This is a genomic window from Rhodococcus sp. BL-253-APC-6A1W (genome assembly GCF_012843405.1).
Taxonomy (GTDB): Bacteria; Actinomycetota; Actinomycetes; order Mycobacteriales; family Mycobacteriaceae; genus Rhodococcus.
The window spans coordinates 276,558-301,265 of sequence record NZ_JABAFB010000007.1; the positions used below are offsets into that span (position 1 = coordinate 276,558).

Here is a 24,708-nt window from a genome sequence, read left to right on the forward strand (position 1 = left end):
CGCGGGCCGGTGCGACTCCGCGGGCCGGTGCGACCCGACGGGCCGGGAGTCGTGCGGCCCGTCGGGCTCAGCTGAGCCGCACCGCGCACAGGAGCCCGTCTCCGAGCGGCAGGACCACCGGAGCGAGCCGTTCGTCGTCCGAGACGGCCCGTGTTGCCTCTCGGACGGCCAGCACGGTCGAATCGCGTGCGGACGGATCGGCGACCCGGCCGCCGAGCAGCGCGTTGTGCAGCACGATGACGCCGCCCGGCCGCAGCAGACGCACGCCCTCGCGAACGTAGTGCGGGTGGTCCGACGGGGTGGCGTCGACGAACACCAGGTCGTAGCCGGAGTCGGCCAGTCGCGGCAGTACGTCGAGCGCACGGCCGTTGATGAGCCGCGTGCGGGAAGCGACGACACCGGCATCGCGGAATGCGAGCTTGGCAGCCCGCTGATGTTCGGGTTCACTGTCGATCGTGGTGAGGACGCCGTCCTCGCGCAGGCCGTGCAGCAACCACAGCCCGCTCACTCCCGCACCTGTACCGATTTCCACCACGGTCTTCGCGTCCAGCATGCGGGCGAACATCGCGAGAGCAGCCCCCACCGACGGGGACACCGGATCCGCGCCGAGGTCCTCGGCGCGTTCCCGCGCGACGGCGAGCTGTTCGTCCTCGACGACGATGTTCTCCGCGTGGGTCAAAATGCGGTCTGCATTGGTCTGCACGAGACCGAGGCTATCCGCGCCGGGATGTTTGTGCGGGCAGGCTCGCAGATGTGGGCAAGGATGTGGCGATGTTTTCTCAGCTTCGTTTCAGGTAACTCACACGACCAGCACATCCCCATAGGAAAGACTCGGGTCACGAAGTCGAAGGCCGGCAGGACACGGAGCTTCGGTGGAGTAGGCCTCATGGGACCCTAGTGGTGAGGAACAAACCTCAGGGCCCGGATGTTGAACCTTCCACCACTGTTCCGCGTAGCGGTCCCGAAGAGGAGGATCCAGCGATCCACATGCCCGAATCCCGCACCGTTCTCCCGCCCGATGCCGTCCCGTTCGACGAAGCCTCCCTGGAAGACCTGAGCGGAACCGCGGTGTTCGACGCGACGGGAGATCGTGCGTCCATGCCCTCGTGGGACGAACTCGTCCGCGAGCACGGCGACCGCGTCTATCGGCTGGCTTACCGGCTCTCGGGTAACGCACAGGACGCCGAAGACCTCACCCAGGACACGTTCATCCGTGTCTTCCGTTCACTGCAGGACTACCAGCCCGGCACGTTCGAGGGCTGGCTCCACCGCATCACGACCAACCTTTTCCTCGACATGGTGCGTCGCCGGAACCGCATCCGGATGGAAGCGCTGCCGGAGGACTACGATCGGGTCCCGGCCCAAGGGCCGAACCCCGAGGAGATCTACCACGACGCGCGACTCGGCGCCGACCTGCAATCCGCCCTGGATTCGCTCGGTCCGGAGTACCGCGCCGCGGTGGTGCTGTGTGACATCGAAGGTCTGTCCTACGAAGAAATCGGTGCCACACTGGGGGTGAAACTCGGGACGGTGCGCAGTCGCATCCACCGAGGTCGCCAGGCACTCCGCGAGTACCTGCGCGAGAATGGGAAGGCCGAAGTCGTTCGCGTCGATGCGGGGTAGCCGCCGGGAGGTTTTGATGACGATGGTGCAGCCACCTCGCAGGTTCGGTTCCACGGAGCACTTGGCTAGCGAGGCGGTTGCCGCGTACGTCGACGGCGAGCTCCGGATGGCGCCGTACCTTCGGGCTGCACAGCATCTGGCGGAATGCCCCGAGTGCGCGGCCGAGGTCGAGGCGCAGCAGCAGGCCCGTCGCGCCCTGCGTGCCGCCGCCGAGGACGCACCCGAGATGTCGAGTTCCCTCCGGGGCGCACTCTGCAGCATCCCCAGCCACCTCTTCGACGTCCCCGGAGCGGATCGGACCCGGAACGGCGCGAAGGCCCCCGAGGTCGACGCAGCGCAGTCCGAGGCGTGGTTCGCAGCGCGGCGATGGGCGATCCGTCGCAGGCGGTGATCGGCAGGAAGGTCACCACAGCCCGGCCGGTCGGAGACCGGTCGATCACAGGGCACCCGAGGCCATCGGTGATACTGGGCTCTGTGACGGACCTACACGGGGGAGACGGGTACGCGTGACCGCGGATTCTGTGGAGCACAACGGCCGACGCGCGAGCGACGACACCGACCTGCCGGACGCCTCGTCCGGCAGGCAGGAACAGGCGAACGGCGCCATCGAGCGCCCCGCCGACGCGCCGCGCCTCGACCCGCGACCGGTGTACCGACCCAGGGTGGACCCCGCCGCCGAGCGCGTCTTCGGGCGACCGGCCGGTACCGAGGGCCCCTTCGGGACGACACCCGGCGCGCGGGCGTCCGAACCCGAAATCCGGCACGCCCCGCCGACCGACGCCATCCTCGCCGAGGCATACGGAAAGCCGGAGTCGGCGGACGAGACGCTGCAGCGGCCGCCCTCCACACCCGACGACGGCGTCGGGGACGACCCGGTCCCGTCCGACCCGTGGCGCGACCCCGACTCCGCCGTCCGGCTCGGTGCGCCGCTCGAAGCGGAGGACGAAGAGGATCTGCCGCCGGCCCCCAAGCTGACTCTGCGTGAGGTCCTGTTCGACCGTCGCGTCGAGCCCCGCGCCCTGGTCTCCCTCGCAGCGCTCGCACTCGCGATCGCGGTCGTCGGCGGGCTGGCCGTGGCGGTGGTGACGTCCGACAACGGCTCACTCACCAGCCGAGGCGTGTCGCTGTCGCAGGTCGCGTCGGACGGGGAAGTGCCCGCCGGGACCGTCGCACAGGTTGCCGACGCCGTTCTGCCGTCGGTCGTGTCCATTCAGGTCACCATGGGTGAAGAGGCAGGAACAGGCTCCGGCGTCGTCATCGACGGGGCCGGATACATCGTCACCAACAACCACGTCATCTCCATGGCGGCGACCAATCCCGACGCGAAGGTTCAGGTCACTTTCGACGACGGCACCAAGGTCCCCGCGACGGTCGTGGGACGGGACATCAAGACGGATCTGGCGGTACTTGCGGTCAAGGACGTCGACAACCTGGTCGTGGCCGAACTCGGGCGATCCGAGGACGTGCAGGTCGGTGAGGACGTCGTCGCCGTGGGTTCCCCGCTCGGCCTGAGCAAGACCGTCACCCGCGGCATCGTCAGCGCGCTGCATCGGCCCATGCGGCTGAGCGGCCAGGGCACCGACACCGACGCCGTGATCGACGCGGTCCAGACCGATGCCTCCATCAATCCGGGTAACTCCGGTGGGCCGCTCGTCGACATCGAAGGTCGCGTCATCGGCATCAACTCCGCGATCAAGTCCGAAACCGGCGGGTCCGTCGGTCTCGGCTTCGCGATCCCCATCGACGACGTGACCGAAGTGGCGGGGGAACTCATCCGCAACGGTGAGATGCGCCATCCGGAGATCGGTGTCAATGCCCGCTCGGTGGTCAACGAGGTCGCCAGCGGGGCAGAGGTCGCGAACGTCCAGAGCAACAGCCCGGCACAGCGTGCGGGAATCGTCGAGGGCGACGTGATCGTGCGGGTCGGCGACCGCGAGGTCACCACCGCCGACGAGCTCGTGGTCGCGGTGCACGCTCAGGAGATCGACCAGCCCGTGACCGTCCAGATCGTCCGGAGCGGACGCCTCGTGGACATCGAGGTCACCCCGGAATCGGACTGACGTACCGGTTCCGGAGGTGCTTCCGGTGTGAGTTGAGCCCGCTCGCGCTGAATTCCGGCGGGAAACACGTAGTCTTGACCCGTGTTCGGCAACATCGGTTGGGGTGAATTCGTAGTCCTCCTCGTGGCGGCCCTCGTGGTGCTCGGTCCCGAGAGGCTGCCAGGTGCTGTCTCCTGGGTGACCAAGTCACTGCGACAGGTGCGCGATTACGCCTCGGGCGCACGGGATCAGCTGAAGGAAGAGCTGGGTCCGGAGTTCGACGATTTCCGTCAGCCGCTCGCCGAACTCAACCAACTCCGCGGCATGACCCCCAAGGCCGTCATCACCAAACACCTGCTCGACGGTGACGGTTCTCTGTTCAACGACATGGGCAAGACACCGGGTGCGCCGGCAAACGGATCGTCGCCCTCGACGCCCAACCTGACGAAGCCCCTCGCACGCGACGAGAGGCCCCCGATCGATCCGGACGCGACGTGAGTCGTCACTCCGCCTGAGTTCCCCGGCCCGGACTTTCCACGGTCGCCGCAACATCGTTGCGGCGACCGTGTGCGTTTACAGGTGCCGGGTGGTGTCGATTCCCAGCGACATGCCGGCCAGTCCACGCTTGCGCACCGCGAGCTTGTCGGCGATCTCCGACATCGCGATCGCAGGCGCCGACTCCGGAGCCGACAGCACGATCGGCGTTCCGGCGTCACCGGACTCACGGACGGCGGGGTCGAGCGGGATCTGGCCCAGCAGGGGCACTGTGGCCCCGACGGCGCGGGTGAGGCGCTCCGCGACGGCCTGGCCGCCACCGGTGCCGAACACGTCCATGCGCGTCCCGTCCGGCAGTTCGAGCCACGACATGTTCTCCACGACGCCCGCGATGCGCTGGCGCGTCTGCAAGGCGATCGAGCCTGCACGCTCGGCCACCTCGGCCGCGGCCTGCTGCGGGGTCGTCACGACCAGGATCTCGGCACCCGGGATCAGCTGGGCCACCGAGATCGCCACGTCACCGGTGCCCGGGGGCAGGTCGAGAAGGAGCACGTCGAGGTCGCCCCAGAACACGTCCGCGAGGAACTGCTGGAGCGCCCGGTGCAGCATCGGGCCGCGCCACACGACCGGGGTGTTGCCCTCGGTGAACTGCGCGATCGAGATCATCTTCACGTCGTGCGCGACCGGCGGCATGATCATCCGCTCGACCTGTGTCGGCTTCGCAGAGGTGCCCAGCATGCGGGGGATCGAGTGGCCGTAGATGTCGGCGTCGAGGACACCGACCGACAGGCCGCGTGCGGCCAGCGCCGCCGCGAGGTTCACGGTGACCGACGACTTGCCGACGCCTCCCTTACCGGACGCGACCGCATACACGCGGGTCAGCGATCCGGGCTGGGCGAACGGGATGACGGGCTCGGCGGAGTCACCGCGGAGGGACTTGCGTAGTTCGGTGCGCTGCTCGTCGTTCATCACGTCGAGAGTGACGCGGACCGGGCCGACTCCCGCCACGTCGGCGACCGCCTTGGTGACGCGATCGGTGATCTCGGTGCGCATCGGGCATCCCGAGGTGGTCAGGTACACCTCGATATCGACGCTGCTGTCGTCGCGGATCTCGATGCTCTTGACCATGCCGAGATCGGTGATGGGTTTCCGGATCTCGGGATCCTGTACCCGGGCGAGTGCACTGCGGACGTCGGACTCACTGACTGCCATGACGCCCATGGTAGGTGGGTGCCTGTCAGTGGATGCGCGGCAGGTCGGCCGGACTCGGCGTCACACCGGTGGAGTAGGCCGCCGACCACGCCAGCACGTTGGCGACGTAGGCCATCGAATTGTTGTACCGGTGGATTGCCTTCGTCGCATGGCCGAGGTTGTGCATGTCGAGGCCACCGTCGCACAGGTACCGCGCGGTCGTGAGCGTCGAGTCGTAGAGGTTCTGCGGGTCGGCAACGCCGTCGCCGTCGCCGTCGCCCGCGTACTGATTCCAGGTCGTGGGGATGAACTGCATGGGCCCCACGGCGCGGTCGTACACGGCGTCGCCGTCCAGAACGCCGCCGTCGGTGTCCGCGATGGTGGCCTGGCCCGGGAGGCTGCCGTCGAGGGGCAGGCCGATCACCGGTTCGAAGAGATTGCCCTTCTCGTCTGCCTTGCCGCCGTTGGCATGACCGGATTCGACCTTGCCGATACCGGCGAGCAGTGTCCAGTACATCCCGCAGCCCGGGTTCTCCTCGGACAGGATGCGCTCGGCATTGCGGTATGCGTCGAAGTTGATGCCGGGGATGCCGAGAGGCCCCTCGGTAAGCACCTTCGTCTCGGGTGCGGGCGCCGGCTGGGATGCGGACTTCGGTGCCAGCGCCGGTGCCGGGGCGGGCTCGAGCATGATGGACTGCGCCACGGATACGGCTTCGGGGACCTGGGGGAGCGTCTCGGGGACTGCGTTCCCCATCGTGGTCGCCTGGGCGTCCTGGTGGACTCCGAGCAGCGCACGCGGTGATGCACCCGCAGTTGTCGCGGCGGCGGCAACGAGGCCTACCGGTACCAAACCTGTCATCGCGATCACTGAATTGCGGCGGATCTTGGAATCCGTCGGTCTGGCGTGCCGGCCCACTCGTACCTCCCTCGGGCGAATCTCGAACCCGAGATGCCTCCGTTATTTACGGGGCTGACAGTACACGGTTCGTAGCCGTTCCGTTATTTAAACGTGATGTAACGCCTGGTTTAGGGGTATGCCAGAGGGGTTTGTGCCGTTGAGGCGGCTCCGCGGTTATCCAAGTGTGACCCGCGTCATAATATGGGCGGCGTGTCGCCTCGGGCCGCGCTGGGTACCTGCACGCCCCCGGCAGAAGGTCCCCCGGGCAGTGTCTTGCTACGGGCAGTGTCTCGGTACGGGCAGTGCCCCGTTACGGGGTCATTCGCAGAAGGCGGGTACGAGGCAGGGAACCGGCGGAAGTTCGGGCAACTGCGGCAAGGGCGGAAGGGCCGGCGCCGGAGCGTCGCCTCCGGGCTCGCCGGTCTCGTCTGCTGCGGCCGGGTCGCCGGGAGCGCTCTGCGGGGCCGGAACGGGTGCCGGAGCGGCGATGTCGGAGGCGGCCGGAAGGGGCCGCGCCGGAGCCGGCGCCAAGGCGGACTCGGCGACTTCGGCGCCCTTGGCATACGTAGCCGACCACTCGCGCACGTTCGCGAGAAACTCGGGCGACCCGTTGAACAGTGCGACCGCGCGCGCCTCCCCGTCCGGCTCGCGAAGCCGGGCGCCGTCCGCGCACATCCAGGCGCTCGCGGCCAGCGTGGCGTCGAACACGTTCTGGGCGTCGGCGTTTCCGTCTGCGTTCCCGTCCGCGCGATGCTGCTCCCAGGCAGCGGCGGGGAGAAGCATCGGGCCGAGGGCTCCGGTGGGTGCGACGACGGGCGTGGTCAGCGTGCCGAGGATGTCCGTGCGTCCACCGTCGGCGTGCTGGGACGCGAGGCGCCCGAGCGCGGCGAGCAGGTGCCACGGCATTCCGCATTCCGGACTGTCCACGGCCATCTGCATTTCCGCGGCCCGGTACGCGTAGTAGACGAGTTCGGGAATTGCGGCCGGACCCTCACCGAATACGGAGGGGACGGCCCCGGCGGGTGCCGCTGGTGGGCGCTGGAGCACCGGATCGGACGGTTCGCCCGGGGTGCGGAACGTGATCGGCGACGCGGGTTCGGCAGGTGCGAGGCCGACGGCGGTAGCAGGAGCCGTCAGCGCGGCCGCAGCAGGCTCCGGTACGTTCTCGGCGACGCTCGGTGCTGCCGACGACGCCGTCGCAGCCAGTCCGGCCGCCACGATCACCGGAATCGCCAATGTCGCCGTCCAACGCACCCGACCGCCCCCTTCTGTATCCGTCTGCCACATCGGTTGGTGTTGTGACGAACGTTACATAACCGGGTCGGCTTATGTGTAATTCCGGGTGTCAGCGCCTGGGCGTGCGTCCCTTTCCGGAACCGGATGCCGCGTCGTCCTCGTCCTCGTCGACGAGCAGCGACCGGAGATCGTCGAGTTCTCGCCGCAGGTAGTCGCGGGTCGCCACCTCGCCCACCGCGAGGCGCAGAGCAGCGAGTTCCCGTGCGAGGAACTCCGTGTCGGCCTTCGTCTGCTCGGCCCGGGCCCGGTCCTCCTCGAGCGACACCCGGTCGCGGTTCTCCTGCCGGTTCTGAGCCAGAAGGATCAGCGGTGCGGCATACGCAGCCTGGGTCGAGAACGCGAGATTGAGCAGGATGAACGGGTAGGGGTCCCATCGCCCGACGACCGCGGTCATGTTGAGGGCGATCCACACCACCACGAAAATGGTCTGGATCGCCAGATACCGCCCGGTGCCGAGGAAACGCGCGACGCGTTCGCTGACCCGTCCTACTGCCTCCACATCGAAGTTCCAGCGGAACCGGGACGACTGCGGTGTCTCGAGACGCGATCGGCCCTGCGAGAGTCGGTCACTCATCCTTCGGTCTCCTCGTCACGCCAGTCCTCGGGCAGCAGATGGTCGAGCACGTCGTCCACGCTCACCGCCCCGAGCAGGTGCTGCTCGTCGTCGACCACCGGACCGCACACGAGGTTGTAGGTCGCGAAGTAGCGGGTGACGGTCGTCAGCGCGTCCCCGGGATCCAGGCGCGGCAGATCGTTGTCGATGATGCCGCCGATCAGAGTCGCCGGGGGCTCGCGCAGTAATCGTTGCAGATGGACGCAGCCCAGATACTTGCCGGTGGGTGTCGCGGTCGGTGGCCGCACCACGAAGATCATCGAGGCGAGCGCCGGAGTGAGGTCCGGGTGCCGTGCCCGCGCCAGTGCTTCCGCGACGGTCGTCGCGGGACTGAGTGTGACCGGCTCGGGGGTCATCAGACCACCGGCGGTGTCGGGGGAGTGTTCGAGCAGGCGCCGCACCGGCTCGGAGTCCTCCGGGTCCATCCGCTGCAGGAACGACTCCGCATCCGTTTCGGGCAACTCGCCGAGAAGGTCGGCGGCGTCGTCGGGATCCATCGCTTCGAGCACCGACACCGCACGGTCGACACCCAGTTCGGTGAGCAACTCCGTCTGGTCGTCGGACGGGAGTTCCTGCACGATGTCGGCGAGCCTCTCGTCGTCGAGGGCCACTGCGACTTCCGTGCGCCGTTTGGCGGGCAGATCGCGCAACGAATTGGCGACATCGGCGGGCCGCATGTCCTCGAACTGCATGAGCAGTTGCGCGACACCCTGGCCGGGCAGGGACAGCGCCTGCTGCGTCAGACCGTGGACGTGCGGCCATTCCACGATGTGGATGGGGGCACGCCGCGCGAGCCGGCCGCGATGCCGGCGCACCGCAACCCGCGCGACCACCCAGTCCCGGGTGCGCGTGAGCTCGATGCCGAGGTCCACGACCACGGTGTCCACACCGATCAGGTCGGGCAGTTCCGGGTCGTCGACGCGCACTTTCGAGTCGAGCACCTGTGCCAGTGCCAGCACCTCGGAGGGGCGCTGCGTGAACCGGCGCAGACTGACGTTGCCGGTCACGAGCGTGACCGATCCCGGTTCGATGGCCGTGACTCGCAGCATCGGGACGAAGATGCGTTTTCGCGTGGGCAACTCCACGACGAGTCCCAGGACGCGTGGTGCTTGACGACCGACGCGGATCGTGAGGACCACGTCGCGCACGCGGCCCACGGATTCCCCGTCGGGCCCGAGAACTACCAGACCCGTGAGCCTTGCGACGAAGACCTTGCTCACTGCTGCCAAGAGGTCACTCCCAACCGTATCGGTGCCGCGCGGAGCTCAGCATAAAAGCGGCCCCGGGCGGTGCGGACACACCGTCCAGGGCCTCTCGGCCACTGCGGACGGACGTTCGCGGTGGGCCGCATGAACCGTAGTCATCGTACGCATCGTCGCCCCGGCTTCCCGTGCGTCGGCATCGATCGGCAAAACCGATGCGCGTCGCCGGTTTCATGCAGCGGACGAGGGGTAGCCCGTGCACGTCTCATTCCTTCGTGATGGAGAAAGGACGGCCATGGCCGAACGTGTAATGCGAGCGAATCGAACGCCGGTCCAGCTTGCCGCAATGGTTTTCGGCGTGGTGTTTCTGCTGGTGGGGATCCTCGGGTTCATCCCGGGAGTCACCACCGACTACGACACCATGACCTTCGCAGGCCACCATTCCGGAGCAATGCTGCTCGGAATCTTCGAAGTGTCGATTCTCCACAACATCGTGCATCTGCTCTTCGGTGTCGCCGGACTGGCCTTGGGCCGGACGATCTCCGGCGCCAAGGCGTATCTCATCGGTGGCGGTGTCATCTACGCAGTCCTGTGGATCTACGGCCTCCTGATCGACAAGGACAGCGCAGCGAACTTCGTGCCGCTCAACACGGCGGACGATTGGCTGCACTTCGTGCTCGCGGTCGCGATGATCGCACTCGGGGTGCTGCTGCCGCCGCGCCGCCGCGCCGCCGTCTAGACGCGGGAAGGTTTGTTTGTCAGCGGGCCGACGTACGGTGTCGGCCCGCTGACGGACGTGCTTCCCGCGTCGTTCGGGATCGGTCCGGAGAACGTCATGAGCAGCACTCTGAGTGAAACACACTCTGTCCCAGGCGGAATCCCGCTCCTCTCGAGCTTGCGGGAGGTCGCCGACTTCGTCGCGGGAAACCCGGATATCCATGTCCGGTACTCCAAAGGTCCCGCCGCCGACGAGGCCGCGGGTCCGAGCCGGGACTACGAAGCCGGTGTCACGTTGCCCGGCTTGTCTGTGACCACCCTCGCCCCGGAACCGTGGTGGCCGGGACCGCTGGAGGATTGGCTGGCGCGCCGAATCTGCAAGTACGGCGAGCTCGGTGAAGAGGACGGCAGATTCGCGTGGTTGCTGGAAGGAACGGTCGTGGGCCGGGGACCCGATCACGAGCCGCTGCTGACCGACATCCGTCCACTCGCACGACTGGGTCGTGCCGTCCTGGAAGAGGCGTCGCGCCGGTACCACGAGCGATTCGCAGTAGGGAACGATTCCCGCAGCGACACGTGAGGGCGCATTCGCGGTCCCCGAACGCCGGTCTCTGTGGTCCCGAACGCCGGTCTCCGCAGCGGTAGCATGAGCACCGCCGTCGGGCCGTGGGCTCGTGGCTCGTGTCGTTTCCGAACGTGGAGGTCTGTGCGGTCATGTCGTTTTCTTTCAGGCCCCGGCGGTCGGTACTCGCGGTTCCGGGCAGCAGCCGCAAGATGATCGACAAGGCCAAGGGTCTGCCCGCCGACGAGATCTTCCTCGATCTGGAAGACGCGGTGTCGCCGCTCGCCAAGGCCGAGGCCCGCACGACGATCGTCGAAGCGCTCAACGAGGACGGGTGGGGAGACCAGCTCAAGGTTGTCCGGGTCAACGACTGGACCACCGATTCGACGTACCTCGACGTCGCCGAAGTGGTCGGGGGCGCCGGTGCGCATCTGGACGCGATTCTGCTGCCGAAAGTGCCTGACGCGAGCCATGTCCACGCGCTCGATCTCCTGCTCACGCAGGTGGAGAAGGCGCACGGACTCGAGGTCGGGCGCATCGGCATCGAACCCCAGATCGAGAACGCTCTCGGCTTGACCAACATCGACGCGATCGCCACTGCGAGTCCGCGCGTACAGACACTCGTGTTCGGGCCCGCGGATTTCATGGCGAGCATCAACATGCGCACGCTTGTGGTGGGGGAGCAGCCCGACGGGTACGACCGTGGCGACGCGTACCACCACATCCTCATGACGATCCTGATGGCGGCGCGCGCTCACGGCCTGCAGGCCATCGACGGCCCGTACCTCCAGATCCGCGACGTCGACGCGTTCCGTCGTTCCGCACAACGGACCGCCGCGCTCGGTTTCGACGGAAAATGGGTACTGCACCCGAGTCAGATCGATGCCGCGAACGAGGTTTTCAGCCCGCGGCAGCAGGACTACGACAAGGCCGAGATGATCCTCGACGCGTACGAATGGCACACCTCGGCGGAAGGCGGCGCGCGCGGTGCCGCGATGCTCGGCGACGAGATGATCGACGAAGCCAGCCGCAAGATGGCACTCGTCATCTCGGCCAAGGGGCGAGCGGCAGGGATGTCTCGCACCGAAACGTTCGAGCCTCCCCGCGGCGAGTAATCGTGTTCTCGCCGCCGGTCCGGGCAGAATGGACAGCGGGCGTGCCGGTGAAGACGGCACGCGGCCATCGAGAAGGAGCCGAATACTCATGACCAACCCCATCGGACCTGGCGGCCGTCAGGTGCCGGGCCTTCCGGAACCCCCGACCGGCTGGCCGGTCGGGTCGTACACGACCTACGCCGAGGCGCAGCGCGCCGTCGACCACCTGTCCGATCAGAACTTCTCCGTCGAGGACGTCACGATCGTCGGGGTGGATCTCATGCAGGTCGAACGGGTCACCGGACGGCTGACGTGGCCGAAGGTCATCGGGGGCGGAATCGTCTCCGGCGCCTGGCTCGGTGTGTTCTTCGGTTTGCTGCTGGGTATCTTCTCCACCGACTTCCTCGGCCCGCTGCTGGTCGGTCTCGTGGGCGGCATCATCTTCGGCCTGATCTCGGCCTCGATCCCGTACGCCGCGACCCGTGGGCAGCGCGATTTCTCGTCGACGATGCAACTCGTCGCGGGGCGGTACGACGTGCTGTGCAAGCCGAGGACGGCCGAGCAGGCCCGCGACCTGCTCGCCAAGCTCGCGCTGTAACCCTCGGTGCGGGCCGGGCGGCGACGAGGGCTGCACCGGCCCGGCCCGCGCCACTAGTGTCGGTCGTATGCCCGATCTCGATTCGGTGGCCGACAGGCTCTACGGTCTCGATCCCGGTGACTTCGTCTCCGCCCGCGACGAATGTGCGGCGGAAGCCCGCCGGGCGGGCGACCGTGAACTCACCGCCGCTATCGGCAGGCTCCGGAAGCCGACGGTGGCGGCATGGATGGTCAATCTGCTCGCACGCGAACGCGGGGACGAACTCGCAGCACTTTTCGATCTCGGTGACGCACTGCGCACCGCGCAACGGCGGCTGTCCGGCAGCGACATGCGTGCGCTGTCGGCGCAGCGGCGCAAGGTGGTGGCAGCGCTCGAGAAGGCGGCGGCCGACCTCGCGGACGACCACGGGCGCCGTGCCACCGAGGGCGCCCTCAGGGAAGTGAGCCAGACGCTCAACGCGGCGCTCGCCGATCCCGAGGTGGCCGACGAGGTCCGCGCGGGAAGACTCTCGTCGATAGTCGAGCACAGCGGGTTCGGTGACCTGTCCGCCGTGCCGTTGACGCTCGTGCCCGAGACCTCCGACGACGACACGACGGAGGCGCCCGCGCCCGAGCGGCCCAGGACCTCCGGGAAACGGACCGCCGCATCGAAACGCGGCCGGAGCGCCGGCGCGCGCGAGACGGCCGAGAAAGCCGCACGCGACAAGGCGGAACGTGAGGCACGAGAGGCGGAAGTCGACGCGGTCGCAGCAGAGGCGGAGTCGGCGCGTGCGTCGGCCGAGCAGGCGCGATCTGCGGCCGGGGACGCCGATGCCGAGCTCGAACGATCCGAACGAGAGGTCGCCGACCTGCGCCGGAAACTCGACCATGCCGAGCAGCAACGGCAGTTCGCACGACGAGCCGTGGCCCGCGCAAAGAAGGAAGTGACGTCTGCGGAGCGGGTGGCGTCCGCCGCCGAGACGAAACTCGTTCGCTTGCAGAACGCGACACGGTGATGAGACACCGCTGCGGTGCCGAAGCGTCCGTGCCGCAGGCCGAATACCCGGTCGCGGGGAGGAGCCGGCGCGGGCTAGGGTCCCGGGATGGGTGAAAACGCAGAGCCGCAGGTGCGGGTCCTCGAGTCGGAGGCCGAACTGGTGCAGGCGATGGCATTGTTCCGGACAGCGATGGTGGGACTGCCGGCACCGACCTATCCCGACGGGACGATCCACGACTATCTCGAACCCGGCCGTACCTTCGGGGCGTTCGTGGACGGTGTCCTCGCCGGCACGGTCGATGCGTTCTCGGGGGAGATCGTCCTTCCCGGCGGCGCGCGGGTCGCCCACGCCGCCGTCACCCACATCGGCGTGCTGCCCACCCACACACGCCGGGGAGTCGTCACTGCGCTCGTCCGGCAGCAACTGCGCGACGCGCGTACCCGCGGCGACGTGGTGGCGACACTTCGGGCCTCCGAGGCGACGATCTACGGCAGGTTCGGGTACGGAATCGCCTCGTGGTCGGTGGAGTCCGAGGTGGACCTGCGCCGGGCGGCCTTTCGGCCCGGGGCGCCGGAAGGCGGCCCCGTTCGGCTGCTGACCGGATCGGAGGCATGGGATCTGTTGCCGCACATCCACTCCCGCCACCTTCCCCTTCGTCCGGGCACTCTCGAACGGTGGTCGCAGTGGTGGAACTCCCAGAGAATGCGTGCGCAGTCGACCTCGGGGGCACGTTACGTTGCTGTTCACGGGCAACCCGGACACGAGGACGGGTTCGTGCGCTACCGCCCCAGCACCGCCGACCCCCACGACTGGTTCACCAGCGAGACCCCCACGATCGTCGTCGACGATTTCTTCGCACCGTCCGTGGAAGCGCACGCCGGCCTCGTGCGCTTCTTGCTCGGCCTCGACCTCGTCGCCCGCGTGAGATTCGCCGAACTGCCCACGGACGATCCGATGCCCTGGCTTCTGCGCGACCACCGTGCGGTACGCACCCGGTCGATCGAGGACGAGACGTGGCTGCGGGTGCTCGACGTGGAGCGGGCACTGGCGTCCCGCGTCTATACGGGAGACGGGACGGTGACGCTCGGCGTCGTCGACCCGATGTTCCCGGAGAACGAGGGTACGTACACGATCTCCGCCGACGGCGCGGCGCGCAGCGACGGGCAGGCCGATCTGCGGATCGGTGTGGCCGAGCTGGGGTCGCTCCTGCTGGGCGGCGTCGCCTGTCGCACGTTGGCCGCGGCGGGCCGGATCGAGGTTCGGCACGCGGACGCGGTGCCGGTCGCGGACCGGCTCTTCGGATGGGTCCCGGCACCGTTCGCCGGTACTTCTTTCTGAGCGACCCGCACCTCCCTCCCGGCGGCATGCGCCCAAAGCCCGTTTTGCTCCGCTTGTGCGACCCCAAGCGATATTGTCGATTTCGGTGACACAAGTCACTGTCTCGGCAGTGCGGGCGGAGGCGGTATGCGACGGAAGTGGGCAAGACACGTCACGGCCGGCGCCGTTGCTGTGCTTGTCGGAGCCGGTCTGACGGCCTGCGGAAACAACAGCAGCGGTACCGTCCTGAGTTTCTACACGGCAGCGGACGGTGCCGAGCAGTACGCGCAGGCAGCGGCCGTGTGTACCGAGCAGGCTCAGGGGCGCTACACGGTCGAGCAGCGGACGCTGCCGAAGAACGCAGACGACCAGCGCCTGCAGCTGGCGAGACGGCTCACCGGCGGCGATGCGAGTCTGGACCTGATGACGCTCGACGTGGTCTGGACCGCCGAGTTCGCCGAAGCGGGATGGGCTCTACCGCTTCCTCCCGACATTGCGGCCGACGTGACCGAAGGGACCCTCCGAGGGCCTCTGGAATCGGCCACCTGGCAGGACGTCCTCTACGCCGCACCGCTCAACACCAACACTCAACTGCTCTGGTACCGCCAGGATCTGATGCCGGACGGGCAGCCGCCGCAGACATGGGACGAAATGATCGAGATCGCGAGCGGCCTCGCCGAGGAGGGGCTACCGAGCTGGATCGGGGTCACGGGACGCCAGTACGAAGGTCTCATGGTGTGGTTCAACACCCTTCTTGCCAGCGCCGGTGGGTCCGTCGTCGCCGACGACGGCACCACCGTCACACTCGAGGACGGCGATGCGGCGGAGACCGCCCTCGACATCATGAAAAGGGTGGCGACCGCGCCGGGAGTCGACCCCTCCCTGAACCAGGCCGACGAAGCGGCAGTGCGACTGGGGATGGAGAGCGGCCGCACGGCGTTCGAAGTGAACTGGCCGTTCGTGCTTCCCGGGATCCTCGAGAATGCCGCCGACCTGCCGTTCATCGACGAGAACGGCAATGTCACCACCGAGAACACCGGCAACACGGTCCTCACCGTCGACGGGGAGCAGAACTTCCTTCCGGCGCCGTACCCGTCCGTGATTCCGGGTGAGCCGGCGAAGGTCACGATCGGTGGATTCAACATCGCCGTGGCGCGGACGAGCACTCATCCCGACCTCGCCTTCGAGGCGATGACGTGCCTGCGCAACGAAGAGAATCAGCGCAACAACGCCATCGGCGGTGGCGTACCGCCGACTCTGGAAGTGCTGTACGACGACCCGGTTTTCCAGGAGGCGTATCCGGCGTGGCGGGAGGTGCGGGCCAGTCTCGAGAACGCGGCCGTACGCCCCGCTTCGCCTGCATACCAGAGTATTTCGACGCTGGTGACCTCCATCCTCAACCCGGTGGACCGGATCGACCCGCCGAAGACCGTCGGCGAACTCGCCGAACAGGTCCGCAAAGCGGTCAACTCGGAAGGGCTGGTTCCGTGACGGCAGTCGAATCGCAGAAACAGAGCGACGAGCAGGACGACAGCGCTCGCCCGGCGAAAGTTGCTCTGTCCGAAGGGAAGAAGGCAGAGCGGCGCCTCGGTCTCTGGCTCGTCGCACCCGCTGCTCTGGTGATGGTCGCGGTGACGGCCTACCCGGTCGCCTACGCCGTGTGGCTGAGCTTGCAGCGTTACGACCTTCGCTTCCCCGACGACCGGACGTTCGTCGGCCTGTCGAACTATGTCGACGTGCTCACCGACGGGTTCTGGTGGCAGGCGTTCTTCGTCACGCTGGGGATCACCGTGGTCTCGGTGGCGATCGAGTTCGTCCTCGGCCTGGCAATCGCTCTCGTCATGCAGCGCACGATCCTCGGCAAGGGACTGGTACGCACCGTCGTGCTCATCCCGTACGGCATCGTCACCGTCGCGGCCGCCTACAGCTGGTACTACGCGTGGACGCCGGGAACCGGGTACCTTGCGAACCTGTTGCCGGACGGCAGTGCGCCGCTCACCGACCAACTCCCGTCGCTGGCGATCATCGTGCTCGCGGAGGTCTGGAAGACCACACCGTTCATGGCGTTGCTCTTGCTCGCAGGGCTCGCCCTGGTTCCCGACGACCTGCTCAAGGCCGCGCAGGTGGACGGCGCGGGAGCGTGGACCAGGCTGATCCGCATCATCGTGCCGCTGATGAAACCGGCGATTCTCGTCGCGTTGCTGTTCCGCACACTCGACGCGTTCCGGATCTTCGACAACATCTACGTGCTCACGCGCGGCTCCAACGGCACCGGCTCCTTGTCGATCCTCGGCTACGACAACCTGTTCAGGGCGTTCAACCTGGGTATCGGATCTGCGATCAGCGTGCTCATCTTCGTGTGTGTGGCCATCATCGCGTTCGTGTTCATCAAGTTGTTCGGTGCGTCGGCGCCCGGGTCGGACGAAGGGAAGCGGTGACGATGGCGGATACCCGCAACAAGACCGTGTCGTGGTCCGCGGTCAACGTGCTCGTGCTCCTCTACGCGCTCGTGCCGGTGCTGTGGATCGCCAGCCTGTCGTTCAAGCCGCCCGGCACCATCCAGGACGGCAACTTCATCCCGCAGCAGTGGACCCTCGACAACTATCGGGGCATCTTCAAGACCAACGCGTTCACGAGCGCGTTGATCAACTCCATCGGGATCGGGCTGATCGCGACGTTCATCGCCGTGATCCTCGGGACGATGGCGGCGTACGCCGTCGCCCGCCTGGACTTCCCGGGCAAGAAGGTGCTGGTCGGGGTCGCCCTGCTCATCGCGATGTTCCCGCAGATCTCCCTGGTCAGCCCGCTGTTCGAGATCATGCGCAGCATCGGGTTGTTCGACACCTGGGCCGCGCTGATCATCCCGTACATCACCTTCTCGCTCCCACTCGCGATCTATACGCTCTCGGCCTTCTTCCGGGAGATCCCCTGGGAACTCGAGAAGGCCGCGAAGATGGACGGCGCCACCCCGGCGCAGGCGTTCCGGAAGGTGATCGCGCCACTGGCTGCACCGGGAATCATCACCGCCGCGATTCTGGTGTTCATCTTCTGCTGGAACGACCTGCTGTTTGCGATTTCGCTGACATCGACGGAGCGGTCGATCACGGCACCTGCGGCGATCGCGAACTTCACCGGGGCTTCGCAGTTCGAGGAACCGACCGGTTCCATCGCCGCTGCCGCGATGGTCATCACCATCCCGATCATCGTGTTCGTACTGATCTTCCAACGTCGTATCGTCGCCGGACTGACGTCCGGCGCGGTGAAGGGGTGAGCGTCATGGCCGAGATCGTGCTCGACAAGGTGACGAAGGAATACCCTGACGGCGCCAAAGCCGTCCGCGACGTGGATCTGACGATCGCGGACGGCGAATTCATCATCCTCGTGGGCCCGTCCGGTTGCGGAAAGTCGACGACGCTGAACATGATCGCCGGCCTCGAGGACATTTCGAGCGGTGAACTGCGGATCGCGGGTGAACGCGTCAACGAGAAGGCTCCGAAGGACCGCGACATCGCGATGGTGTTCCAGTCGTACGCCCTGTATCCGCACATGACGGTGCGCGAGAACATCGAGTTCCCACTGACTTTGGCGAAGCTTCCGAAGAGCGAGATCGCGGAGAAGGTCGACGAGGCCGCGCGCATCCTCGATCTCACCCAGCATCTCGACCGCAAGCCCGCCAATCTCTCCGGTGGTCAACGGCAGCGAGTCGCCATGGGACGAGCCATCGTTCGCAACCCCAAGGCGTTCCTCATGGACGAACCGCTGTCCAACCTGGATGCGAAACTCCGGGTGCAGATGCGGACGGAGATCGCCCGGTTGCAGAAGAGGCTGGGCACGACCACCGTGTACGTCACGCACGACCAGACCGAGGCGATGACACTCGGTGACCGAGTGGTGGTCATGCGCAGCGGACTCGTGCAACAGGTGGGTGCACCGCAGGACCTGTACGACCATCCCCGGAACCTGTTCGTGGCCGGGTTCATCGGCTCACCCGCGATGAACTTCACCTCGGGGCAACTGGAGTCGGGCAAGATACGTTCCGCCTTCGGGGATTTCGCGCTCCCGGACGACCGGTGGGAGATGGTCCGGCAGCACAATCCTTCCCGCGACGTGGTGCTCGGTATCCGTCCCGAGCATTTCGAGGACGCGGCGCTCCTCGAACCCGCGCAACGGGAACAGGGCGTGACCTTCACGGCCGATGTGGACGTCCTCGAATCGATGGGGTCGGACAAGTTCGCGTACTTCACCGTGGAAGGCCCCGAGGTGCGGTCGAAGGAACTCGACGAACTCGCCGCCGCGACGGCCTCGGTCGATCTCGCCGGCGGCACGCTGGTGGCACGACTCCCCGTCGAATCCGGGGTGGCCAAGGACAAGCCGGTGGATTTGTGGTTCGACCCGGCCAAAGTCGCGCTTTTCGACCAGGAAACGGGAACCAACGTCACGCTGCAGAAGTGACGCAACCGCGGTGACGGCCGGACGGACCGTCACCGCGGATTGCGTCGCCGCAACGTCTCCACGATGTCGTCGTTCCACACGTGGCGGCGGACGAGGCGATAGCGTTCGCGCGCGATCCAGAGGTATGCCTCGGCGTCCGTCCGGTTCGGCAACATGCCGGCGGCGCGGACCAGCGCGACCACGGGCACGAACTCGTCCTCGTACCAGCGCCGCGCGACATCTTCGCGGGTCAGAAACTCACCGAGGTCCTGCATGAGACGGAACCCCCACGCCTCCACCGCTTCGGACAGTTCGGCGTAGTCCCACGGGTCCGTGACCCGCACGGCGTCAACGGCGTCGGCGGGCAGGGGCACACGCGTGCAGAACATCCGGTAATGGTCCTTGCGCACGAGGTCCGACTGCCCGGTGATCCCGTCGGCGGAGATCCGGGTGATGATCTCGGTGACGTACGCGTCGATGGTGCGGTCGTGCTGGGCGTAGGCGATCGACACGCGGTGGTGCCCGTCCTGCACGAAATGCAACGAGCCGACCCGGTACACGGAGATGGGCGGCATCGCCTCGCCTCGCCGCCGTGCGACAGCGATCCTCTCCCAGCGTTCGCGCAGACGCGCCGACGTGGGACGGAAACGCCGATCGAAGTCGTCGGTGCGGTCCACGCTGCCGACGATCGACGACACCTCGATGATCTGCAGGCCGAGTCGGCGCTCGTCGACCCTGCCGAGCGCACGAACGACTTCGTCGAACGGCAACACGGTGTTGACATCGTCGGGTTCGCGCCGCAGCCATGCGATCAGCCGGGCGTACTCGGCGCGGCGACGTTGCCGCGCGAAATCGTCACCGGCATCGGAAACCGGAAAACCGGTGTCGCGCGCCATTCCTCGACGGTACCGGGTGCTGGGCCGCAGCGGGGGCGTCCTGCGTGTCGGAGACCTGTGCGACAGTCGACCCGTGACGAACCGGACCCTCACCGTTCGCGAACTCGGTCGCGCCACCCTTGCCCGCCAGCACCTGCTCAGGCGGAGCGACCTTTCCACCGCGGAGATGCTCGAGCACCTGATCGGGTTGCAGGCGCAGGCGCCCGAGCCACCGTATTTCGCGTTGTGGACACGGATACGCGGATTCACACCCGACCGATTGTCGGATCTGATCGCCTCCCGCGAGGTGGTGCGCATCGCGCTGATGCGCGGAACCGTCTTCGCGGTGACAGCGCCCGACGCCCTCGCGCTGCGGTCCTGGATGCAGCCTCTGCTGACGCGCGCGCTGCGCACCGATACGCAACACGCCGCGGGCCTCGCGGGCATCGACCACACGGCACTGTCCGATTTCGCCGCAGAGCTGGTCCGCCACGAACCGCGCACCGGCCAGGAACTGGGCCGTCTGCTCGCAGAACGTTTCCCCGGTTACGAGCCCGGTGCCCTCGCCTACGCGGTACGCGGATTGCTACCGCTGGTGCAGGTGCCTCCGCGCGGACTGTGGGGGCGATCGGGTCTACCGCGACTCGCGCTTCTCGACCATTGGGTCGGGCGCGGCGGCGAATCCCTTCCTCCGCTCGCACCGGAACCTGTCGCGCTCGTACGCCGGTACCTCGCGGCGTTCGGCCCCGCGAGCGCACGCGACGCGCAGGCATGGTCGGGGCTCACGGGTCTCGGCGAGATCTTCGACGCGCTTCGGCCCGATCTCACCGTCTTCCGCGACGAGAACGGGGTCGAACTGTTCGACCTGCCGGACGCTCCCCGTCCCGATCCGGCGACGCCGGCACCGGTTCGCATCCTCGCGCAGTACGACAACGTGCTGCTCTCGCACGCCGACCGCACCCGGCTGGTGTCCGACGCCGACCGCCGCCGGCTCGTCACGAAGAACGGGATCGTCCACGCGGCCGTCCTCGTCGGCGGGACGGTCGCCGGGTCGGTCCGCCGCACCACGACACGTCGTTCGGCGGTCCTCGAGGTCACGCCGTGGCGCCGTCTCACCAACGCGAACCGGTCGGCGATCGAGGCCGAAGGGATGCGCCTGCTGAAGTTCTCGGCGCCGGGCGCAGACGACCGCGAGGTCCGGATCCTGCCCGAGGCGCACTAGTGGCACGGACCGACACCCGGTCGCGGGCGCAGACTAGATTGCAGGGGTGACCGACGCAGTGCTCGACGCAGTCCGCGCCCATCTCACCGCCCACCTCTCCGGCCCCGGCGGTGGGGAACCGGAGTCCGCGTCGGTGACGTTCCTGGGACTCGAACCCATCGATGTGCTGCGGTTCCGCAGTCCCGAGACCGGACTTCTGCGGTTCGCCACGTTGGGATGCTCCCGGCATCCCATGGGCGACCCGACGGAGATGGTCGCGGACCCCAATCGTGGGCCGCGTGCCGAACTGGTTCTGAGTCTGCGTAATGCGGAGGGCCTGACGACCGGGGTGCACCGCACGCTCGCGTTGCTCGCCGCGCTTCCGGCGGTGGAGGGAGTCGTGCTGACCGACGACGCCCTGCTCGATCTGGGTGAGCCGCTCTGGGAGGGTGCACCGTTCACGGCGGTGCTGCTCGGCAGCGGCGACGTGCCGGATCTGGTGTTGCCCGAGCCGGCCGATCCGGTGCGGTTCTTCGACGCGATTCCGCTGACCGGCACCGAAGCGGCGTGGAAGCGGTTACGCGGCGCGGACGCACTGCGCGAGGCGTGGACGGAGGCGGGCATCGACCTCCGCGACCCCAAGCGAGCGCAAGCCCGCTTCTGAAGGCGGGTGCGTCAACGCGGTACGACCACTCCCACCGGCCCCGCACCGACGCACACGCTCATACCGGGGGTAGCGGTGCGAACCTGTAGACCGTCGCCGTCGCCGGGCACCCGCACGTACACCGTGCCCGGACCCTCGGTGACCTCGACGCGAGCCGGTTCCCGCGACGGGAAACCCACCTCGATCTCGCCGTCGGCCGACGCCAGATAGTTCAGCTGGACGGTCCACGTCGCTTCCAGCATCGGCCCGGTCGGCAGCATCGTGGTGGTGCCGGGCACCACGTGACGACCGCATCCCGGTTCGGGGCCCGGATCGACCCAGCGCACCGCCATCAGATCGGCGGGCACGAGTGCCCCCGCCTCGTCGAGGACGCGTAGTTCCGTCGTGCTGTCGCCGATGTCGGACCGGTCGGGGAGCGCGGCGAACACCGATCCCATCAGGTTGTGCGGAAACGTCACGGGAAGGAGGACCCACACCGAGACCGGATGGTCGAGTACGGCCACGTCCGGGCGGGAGACCAGACCGGAGCGAGCGTTGTCCAGGTACTCGCCGGTCGGATTATCGGTCCAGCTTCGGGTGAAGGTCACTGTGGACCACAGGGAACCGACGGCGAACGTTGCTGCGGCCACGGCCGCGACCGCCCGCACCACAGTCGTGGGGATCGCCGGCGCATCCGGCCTGGGTGGCGCCCGCAGGATCAGTGCGGCCGCGACAGCGACGACGACAGCGGAGTCGGCGAAGTACCGCAGCGTCTGGGCGAGTTCGTATGTGGTGCCGGGCCCGAATCGGGTACTGATCATCGCGACCATCGATGCCGCGACGTATGCGCCGGTCGCGGCCCAGACGAATCCGGTGCGCTGCCGTGTCCGCAGGCTCCATGCGAGCGCGACGGCGAGCGCGGCCCAGGCCACGACGACGAGCACTACCGGTGGGTCCGCCCACGGCGGTCCGGGGTTCCACCGGTCCCACTGCCACGGGCCACCGACCAGGGAGGGGAGCAATCCGTACGACAGGCCGTGGTGGCTCAATCCGAGCGCCATGTCGGCGGTCGGTACGCCGAACCGTGATTCGACCGTGGAGACGTAGAGACCGCTCCACACCGCGAGCACGACCGCCGAGGCGAGCCACAGCGGTGCCGCCTGCTGCAACGCGGTCCGCACCGGCCGGCGCTGCCCGTCGACGCGGTAGGTGAGGGCGAGCACGGTGAACGCGACGAACGGAACGAGGATCGCCTTCTCGAAGAACATCAACGCGAGGGCCGTGACGAGTACGCCGCTCACGAGATACCGGCGCCGGCCGGAGCGGGCGTACCGAAGGGCGTCGCCCGCGACCCAGGCGAGAGCCGCCTGCATCGGTAGCGAATTGAGTGCCGCCGCCCACCATGCGAACGCAGGCAGCGTCAGCGGGGTGAACAGGTAGAACAGGAGAGGCGCCCAGAGTGCGCGCCGTGCACCGAGCAACAGCCACAGCACGCGGAGCACCGCGAGCGAGGCGAGTGCCTGCGCCAGCACGAGAGTCACCGCGGCAGGCCACCACTGCAGCGGGGCGATCATGGTGGCGAGCCCTGCGACGAGAAACGCGCCGGGCATGAGATGGCCGTCGTGGTCGTACCGCAGGAAGGACTCCGACAGCAGCGACTCGGTGCCGGCCCGCCCGATGAGGATCAGGTCGTCCCAGTAGAACTCGCTCGTGACCGCGATCGCGGTCCGGAGCGCCACCTGCGCAGCGATCAGCGCGAGGGCGACGACCAGGACGATCCGGCCCCGGTCGTGCTGCGCCGCAGGACTTCCCGGCCCGCGTTCGAAAAGTGCGGTCGTCACAGCCACTTGTTGCGTCGGAACGTGACGAACAGTCCCACAGTGATGACGACGATGACACCCCACACGAGGAAATAGCCGTAATCCCAGTGCAACTCGGGCATCTTGTCGAAGTTCATTCCGTAGATACCGGCGATCATCGTAGGCACCGCGGCGATCGCGACCCACGCCGAGATGCGTCGCATATCTGTGTTCTGTTGCACGGTGACCTTCGCGATGGCCGCGTCGAGCAGCGTGCCGAGAGTCTCGTCGAACGCGGCGATGCGGTCGGAGACGGTGGTGTGGTGGTCGGCGACGTCACGGAAGTAGCGGCGCACGTCCTTCGGCACAGGGTTGCCCGGCGACCGGATGAGTAGCTGCAACGGTTCGGCGAGCGGGACGACCGCGCGTCGCAACTGCACGATTTCGCGCTTGAGGAGGTAGATCTGTTCGACCGCGATATGTGTGTCGGGGGTGAAGACGAGTTCTTCGAGATCGTCGACGTCGGGTTGCACGGCGGTGGTGACCGCGAGATAGGAATCGACGACGTGGTCGGCGATCGCGTGCAGCACCGCGGCGGGACCGAGCATCAACCGCGCCGGATTCTTCTCGAGCCGGCTGCGCACCCGGGAGAGTTCGGAATGGTCGCCGTGTCGCACGCTGATGATGAAGTCCGGCCCGGTGAACAGCATGATCTCGCCGGTTTCGACGATGTCCTTGGTCGTGGTCACGCTCTCGTGCTCGATATAGCTCACGGTCCGCAGAACCAGGAACAACAGGTCGTCGTAACGCTCGAGTTTGGGGCGCTGGTGCGCGTGGACCGCGTCCTCCGCCATCAGTTCGTGCAGGCCGAACGTCCGGGCCACGCTCGTCATCTGCTGTTCGTCCGGTTCGTGCAGGCCGAGCCACACGAATCCGTTTCCGCGGCGACGCACTTCGGCGAGCGCCTCGGAGTGTGTGTACTTGCCCGGTTCGCGCCGGCCGTCGATATAGACCGCGCAGTCCACCACGGCCTGTTCGGTGGGCACCGGTGGGGGCGGCCCGGCCGCCTCGGGTGGTGCCACCGAGATGTGCCGATCCGATCGGGAGGGCAGGTTGGCCATGGTCTCCCTCCCTCCGT

Annotated in this window: 25 protein-coding genes; 16 read left to right on the forward strand and 9 right to left on the reverse strand. The window is 67.7% G+C overall.

The features are described from left to right. Window positions 1–67: 67 nt before the first annotated feature. A complete protein-coding gene (locus tag HF877_RS13385) occupies window positions 68–703 on the reverse strand; it encodes an O-methyltransferase (protein ID WP_169621643.1) in 636 nt (211 codons plus the stop codon). Between the two features lie 284 nt (window positions 704–987). Here HF877_RS13385 and sigE point away from each other — a divergent pair, with 284 nt between their 5' ends. The 4 genes from sigE to tatB all read left to right on the forward strand — a co-directional run bounded on the left by sigE (window position 988) and on the right by tatB (window position 4,160). Next, window positions 988–1,623 carry an RNA polymerase sigma factor SigE gene (gene sigE, locus HF877_RS13390; RefSeq protein ID WP_240952358.1) on the forward strand — a complete coding sequence of 212 codons (636 nt, stop codon included), beginning with the start codon at window positions 988–990 and terminating at the stop codon, window positions 1,621–1,623. 16 nt (window positions 1,624–1,639) lie between these two features. After that, the gene (locus tag HF877_RS13395; RefSeq protein WP_169621644.1) at window positions 1,640–2,014 is read left to right on the forward strand and encodes a zf-HC2 domain-containing protein; all 375 of its coding nucleotides are present in this window, start codon (window positions 1,640–1,642) and stop codon (window positions 2,012–2,014) included. Between the two features lie 169 nt (window positions 2,015–2,183). Continuing rightward, entirely contained in the window at window positions 2,184–3,683 is a 1,500-nt protein-coding gene (locus HF877_RS13400; RefSeq protein ID WP_206037100.1) for a trypsin-like peptidase domain-containing protein, read from the forward strand. 81 nt (window positions 3,684–3,764) lie between these two features. After that, a complete protein-coding gene (gene tatB / locus HF877_RS13405; protein WP_169621646.1) occupies window positions 3,765–4,160 on the forward strand; it encodes a Sec-independent protein translocase protein TatB in 396 nt (131 codons plus the stop codon). A 75-nt stretch (window positions 4,161–4,235) separates the two neighbouring features. Here the strand turns inward: tatB and HF877_RS13410 are convergent, their stop codons facing one another. The 5 genes from HF877_RS13410 to HF877_RS13430 form a co-directional block, all read right to left on the reverse strand. Then, complete coding sequence (locus tag HF877_RS13410) at window positions 4,236–5,369, reverse strand: Mrp/NBP35 family ATP-binding protein (protein ID WP_206037053.1); 1,134 nt, start codon at window positions 5,367–5,369, stop codon at window positions 4,236–4,238. A gap of 25 nt (window positions 5,370–5,394) precedes the next feature. Beyond that, on the reverse strand, window positions 5,395–6,264 hold the full coding sequence (locus HF877_RS13415; protein ID WP_296551712.1) for a lytic murein transglycosylase: 870 nt from the start codon (window positions 6,262–6,264) through the stop codon (window positions 5,395–5,397). Between the two features lie 300 nt (window positions 6,265–6,564). Beyond that, complete coding sequence (locus tag HF877_RS13420) at window positions 6,565–7,500, reverse strand: hypothetical protein (RefSeq protein ID WP_169621649.1); 936 nt, start codon at window positions 7,498–7,500, stop codon at window positions 6,565–6,567. Window positions 7,501–7,591: 91 nt separating this feature from the next. After that, the gene (locus HF877_RS13425) at window positions 7,592–8,116 is read right to left on the reverse strand and encodes a DUF1003 domain-containing protein (protein ID WP_169621650.1); all 525 of its coding nucleotides are present in this window, start codon (window positions 8,114–8,116) and stop codon (window positions 7,592–7,594) included. Beyond that, entirely contained in the window at window positions 8,113–9,384 is a 1,272-nt protein-coding gene (locus HF877_RS13430) for a CBS domain-containing protein (protein ID WP_169621651.1), read from the reverse strand. Before HF877_RS13430 ends, HF877_RS13425 begins: the two co-directional genes overlap by 4 nt. Before the next feature lie 268 nt (window positions 9,385–9,652). Here HF877_RS13430 and HF877_RS13435 point away from each other — a divergent pair, with 268 nt between their 5' ends. The 10 genes from HF877_RS13435 (at window position 9,653) to ugpC (ending at window position 19,073) form a co-directional block, all read left to right on the forward strand. Next, complete coding sequence (locus tag HF877_RS13435; protein WP_169621652.1) at window positions 9,653–10,096, forward strand: DUF4383 domain-containing protein; 444 nt, start codon at window positions 9,653–9,655, stop codon at window positions 10,094–10,096. Between the two features lie 96 nt (window positions 10,097–10,192). Beyond that, on the forward strand, window positions 10,193–10,654 hold the full coding sequence (locus HF877_RS13440) for a DUF6098 family protein (protein WP_169621653.1): 462 nt from the start codon (window positions 10,193–10,195) through the stop codon (window positions 10,652–10,654). 134 nt (window positions 10,655–10,788) lie between these two features. Continuing rightward, complete coding sequence (locus HF877_RS13445; protein ID WP_169621654.1) at window positions 10,789–11,751, forward strand: CoA ester lyase; 963 nt, start codon at window positions 10,789–10,791, stop codon at window positions 11,749–11,751. Between the two features lie 88 nt (window positions 11,752–11,839). Beyond that, on the forward strand, window positions 11,840–12,328 hold the full coding sequence (locus tag HF877_RS13450) for a general stress protein (protein ID WP_169621655.1): 489 nt from the start codon (window positions 11,840–11,842) through the stop codon (window positions 12,326–12,328). A 67-nt stretch (window positions 12,329–12,395) separates the two neighbouring features. Next, on the forward strand, window positions 12,396–13,322 hold the full coding sequence (locus HF877_RS13455; RefSeq protein WP_169621656.1) for a hypothetical protein: 927 nt from the start codon (window positions 12,396–12,398) through the stop codon (window positions 13,320–13,322). An 87-nt stretch (window positions 13,323–13,409) separates the two neighbouring features. After that, window positions 13,410–14,642: a GNAT family N-acetyltransferase gene (locus HF877_RS13460; protein WP_169621657.1), complete on the forward strand. Its 1,233-nt coding sequence runs from the start codon at window positions 13,410–13,412 to the stop codon at window positions 14,640–14,642. Window positions 14,643–14,768: 126 nt separating this feature from the next. Beyond that, complete coding sequence (locus tag HF877_RS13465; protein WP_169621658.1) at window positions 14,769–16,112, forward strand: ABC transporter substrate-binding protein; 1,344 nt, start codon at window positions 14,769–14,771, stop codon at window positions 16,110–16,112. Window positions 16,113–16,177: 65 nt separating this feature from the next. Next, window positions 16,178–17,059, forward strand: a complete 882-nt coding sequence (locus HF877_RS13470; protein WP_169621727.1) for a sugar ABC transporter permease — start codon at window positions 16,178–16,180, stop codon at window positions 17,057–17,059. A 2-nt stretch (window positions 17,060–17,061) separates the two neighbouring features. Then, window positions 17,062–17,892: a carbohydrate ABC transporter permease gene (locus HF877_RS13475; protein WP_169621659.1), complete on the forward strand. Its 831-nt coding sequence runs from the start codon at window positions 17,062–17,064 to the stop codon at window positions 17,890–17,892. Between the two features lie 5 nt (window positions 17,893–17,897). Next, window positions 17,898–19,073, forward strand: a complete 1,176-nt coding sequence (ugpC, locus tag HF877_RS13480; protein ID WP_169621660.1) for a sn-glycerol-3-phosphate ABC transporter ATP-binding protein UgpC — start codon at window positions 17,898–17,900, stop codon at window positions 19,071–19,073. 29 nt (window positions 19,074–19,102) lie between these two features. On the opposite strand, the gene HF877_RS13485 is transcribed toward ugpC, so the two are convergent. Further along, window positions 19,103–19,948 (reverse strand): chromosome partitioning protein ParB, encoded by an 846-nt coding sequence (locus tag HF877_RS13485; RefSeq protein ID WP_169621661.1) that lies wholly within the window; start codon window positions 19,946–19,948, stop codon window positions 19,103–19,105. Between the two features lie 73 nt (window positions 19,949–20,021). Between HF877_RS13485 and HF877_RS13490 the strand changes: the two genes are divergently transcribed. Further along, window positions 20,022–21,149, forward strand: coding sequence for a winged helix DNA-binding domain-containing protein (locus HF877_RS13490; RefSeq protein WP_169621662.1), 1,128 nt, complete (start codon window positions 20,022–20,024; stop codon window positions 21,147–21,149). A 46-nt stretch (window positions 21,150–21,195) separates the two neighbouring features. Continuing rightward, window positions 21,196–21,792 (forward strand): suppressor of fused domain protein, encoded by a 597-nt coding sequence (locus tag HF877_RS13495; protein ID WP_169621663.1) that lies wholly within the window; start codon window positions 21,196–21,198, stop codon window positions 21,790–21,792. A gap of 11 nt (window positions 21,793–21,803) precedes the next feature. Here the strand turns inward: HF877_RS13495 and HF877_RS13500 are convergent, their stop codons facing one another. Further along, window positions 21,804–23,612 carry a hypothetical protein gene (locus HF877_RS13500; RefSeq protein ID WP_169621664.1) on the reverse strand — a complete coding sequence of 603 codons (1,809 nt, stop codon included), beginning with the start codon at window positions 23,610–23,612 and terminating at the stop codon, window positions 21,804–21,806. After that, window positions 23,609–24,691, reverse strand: coding sequence for a magnesium and cobalt transport protein CorA (locus HF877_RS13505; RefSeq protein ID WP_169621728.1), 1,083 nt, complete (start codon window positions 24,689–24,691; stop codon window positions 23,609–23,611). The genes HF877_RS13500 and HF877_RS13505 overlap by 4 nt, the downstream gene beginning before the upstream one ends. Window positions 24,692–24,708: the final 17 nt, after the last annotated feature.

Coding starts and splice junctions, on each gene's coding strand:
- HF877_RS13440 (WP_169621653.1), top strand. CDS start 10,193: ATGAGCAGCACTCTGAGTGAAACACACTCTGTCCCAGGCGGAATCCCG.
- HF877_RS13465 (WP_169621658.1), top strand. CDS start 14,769: ATGCGACGGAAGTGGGCAAGACACGTCACGGCCGGCGCCGTTGCTGTG.
- HF877_RS13455 (WP_169621656.1), top strand. CDS start 12,396: ATGCCCGATCTCGATTCGGTGGCCGACAGGCTCTACGGTCTCGATCCC.
- HF877_RS13475 (WP_169621659.1), top strand. CDS start 17,062: ATGGCGGATACCCGCAACAAGACCGTGTCGTGGTCCGCGGTCAACGTG.
- HF877_RS13410 (WP_206037053.1), bottom strand. CDS start 5,369: ATGGCAGTCAGTGAGTCCGACGTCCGCAGTGCACTCGCCCGGGTACAG.
- HF877_RS13425 (WP_169621650.1), bottom strand. CDS start 8,116: ATGAGTGACCGACTCTCGCAGGGCCGATCGCGTCTCGAGACACCGCAG.
- HF877_RS13395 (WP_169621644.1), top strand. CDS start 1,640: ATGACGATGGTGCAGCCACCTCGCAGGTTCGGTTCCACGGAGCACTTG.
- HF877_RS13460 (WP_169621657.1), top strand. CDS start 13,410: ATGGGTGAAAACGCAGAGCCGCAGGTGCGGGTCCTCGAGTCGGAGGCC.
- HF877_RS13450 (WP_169621655.1), top strand. CDS start 11,840: ATGACCAACCCCATCGGACCTGGCGGCCGTCAGGTGCCGGGCCTTCCG.
- sigE (WP_240952358.1), top strand. CDS start 988: ATGCCCGAATCCCGCACCGTTCTCCCGCCCGATGCCGTCCCGTTCGAC.
- HF877_RS13505 (WP_169621728.1), bottom strand. CDS start 24,691: ATGGCCAACCTGCCCTCCCGATCGGATCGGCACATCTCGGTGGCACCA.
- HF877_RS13435 (WP_169621652.1), top strand. CDS start 9,653: ATGGCCGAACGTGTAATGCGAGCGAATCGAACGCCGGTCCAGCTTGCC.
- ugpC (WP_169621660.1), top strand. CDS start 17,898: ATGGCCGAGATCGTGCTCGACAAGGTGACGAAGGAATACCCTGACGGC.
- HF877_RS13485 (WP_169621661.1), bottom strand. CDS start 19,948: ATGGCGCGCGACACCGGTTTTCCGGTTTCCGATGCCGGTGACGATTTC.
- HF877_RS13445 (WP_169621654.1), top strand. CDS start 10,789: ATGTCGTTTTCTTTCAGGCCCCGGCGGTCGGTACTCGCGGTTCCGGGC.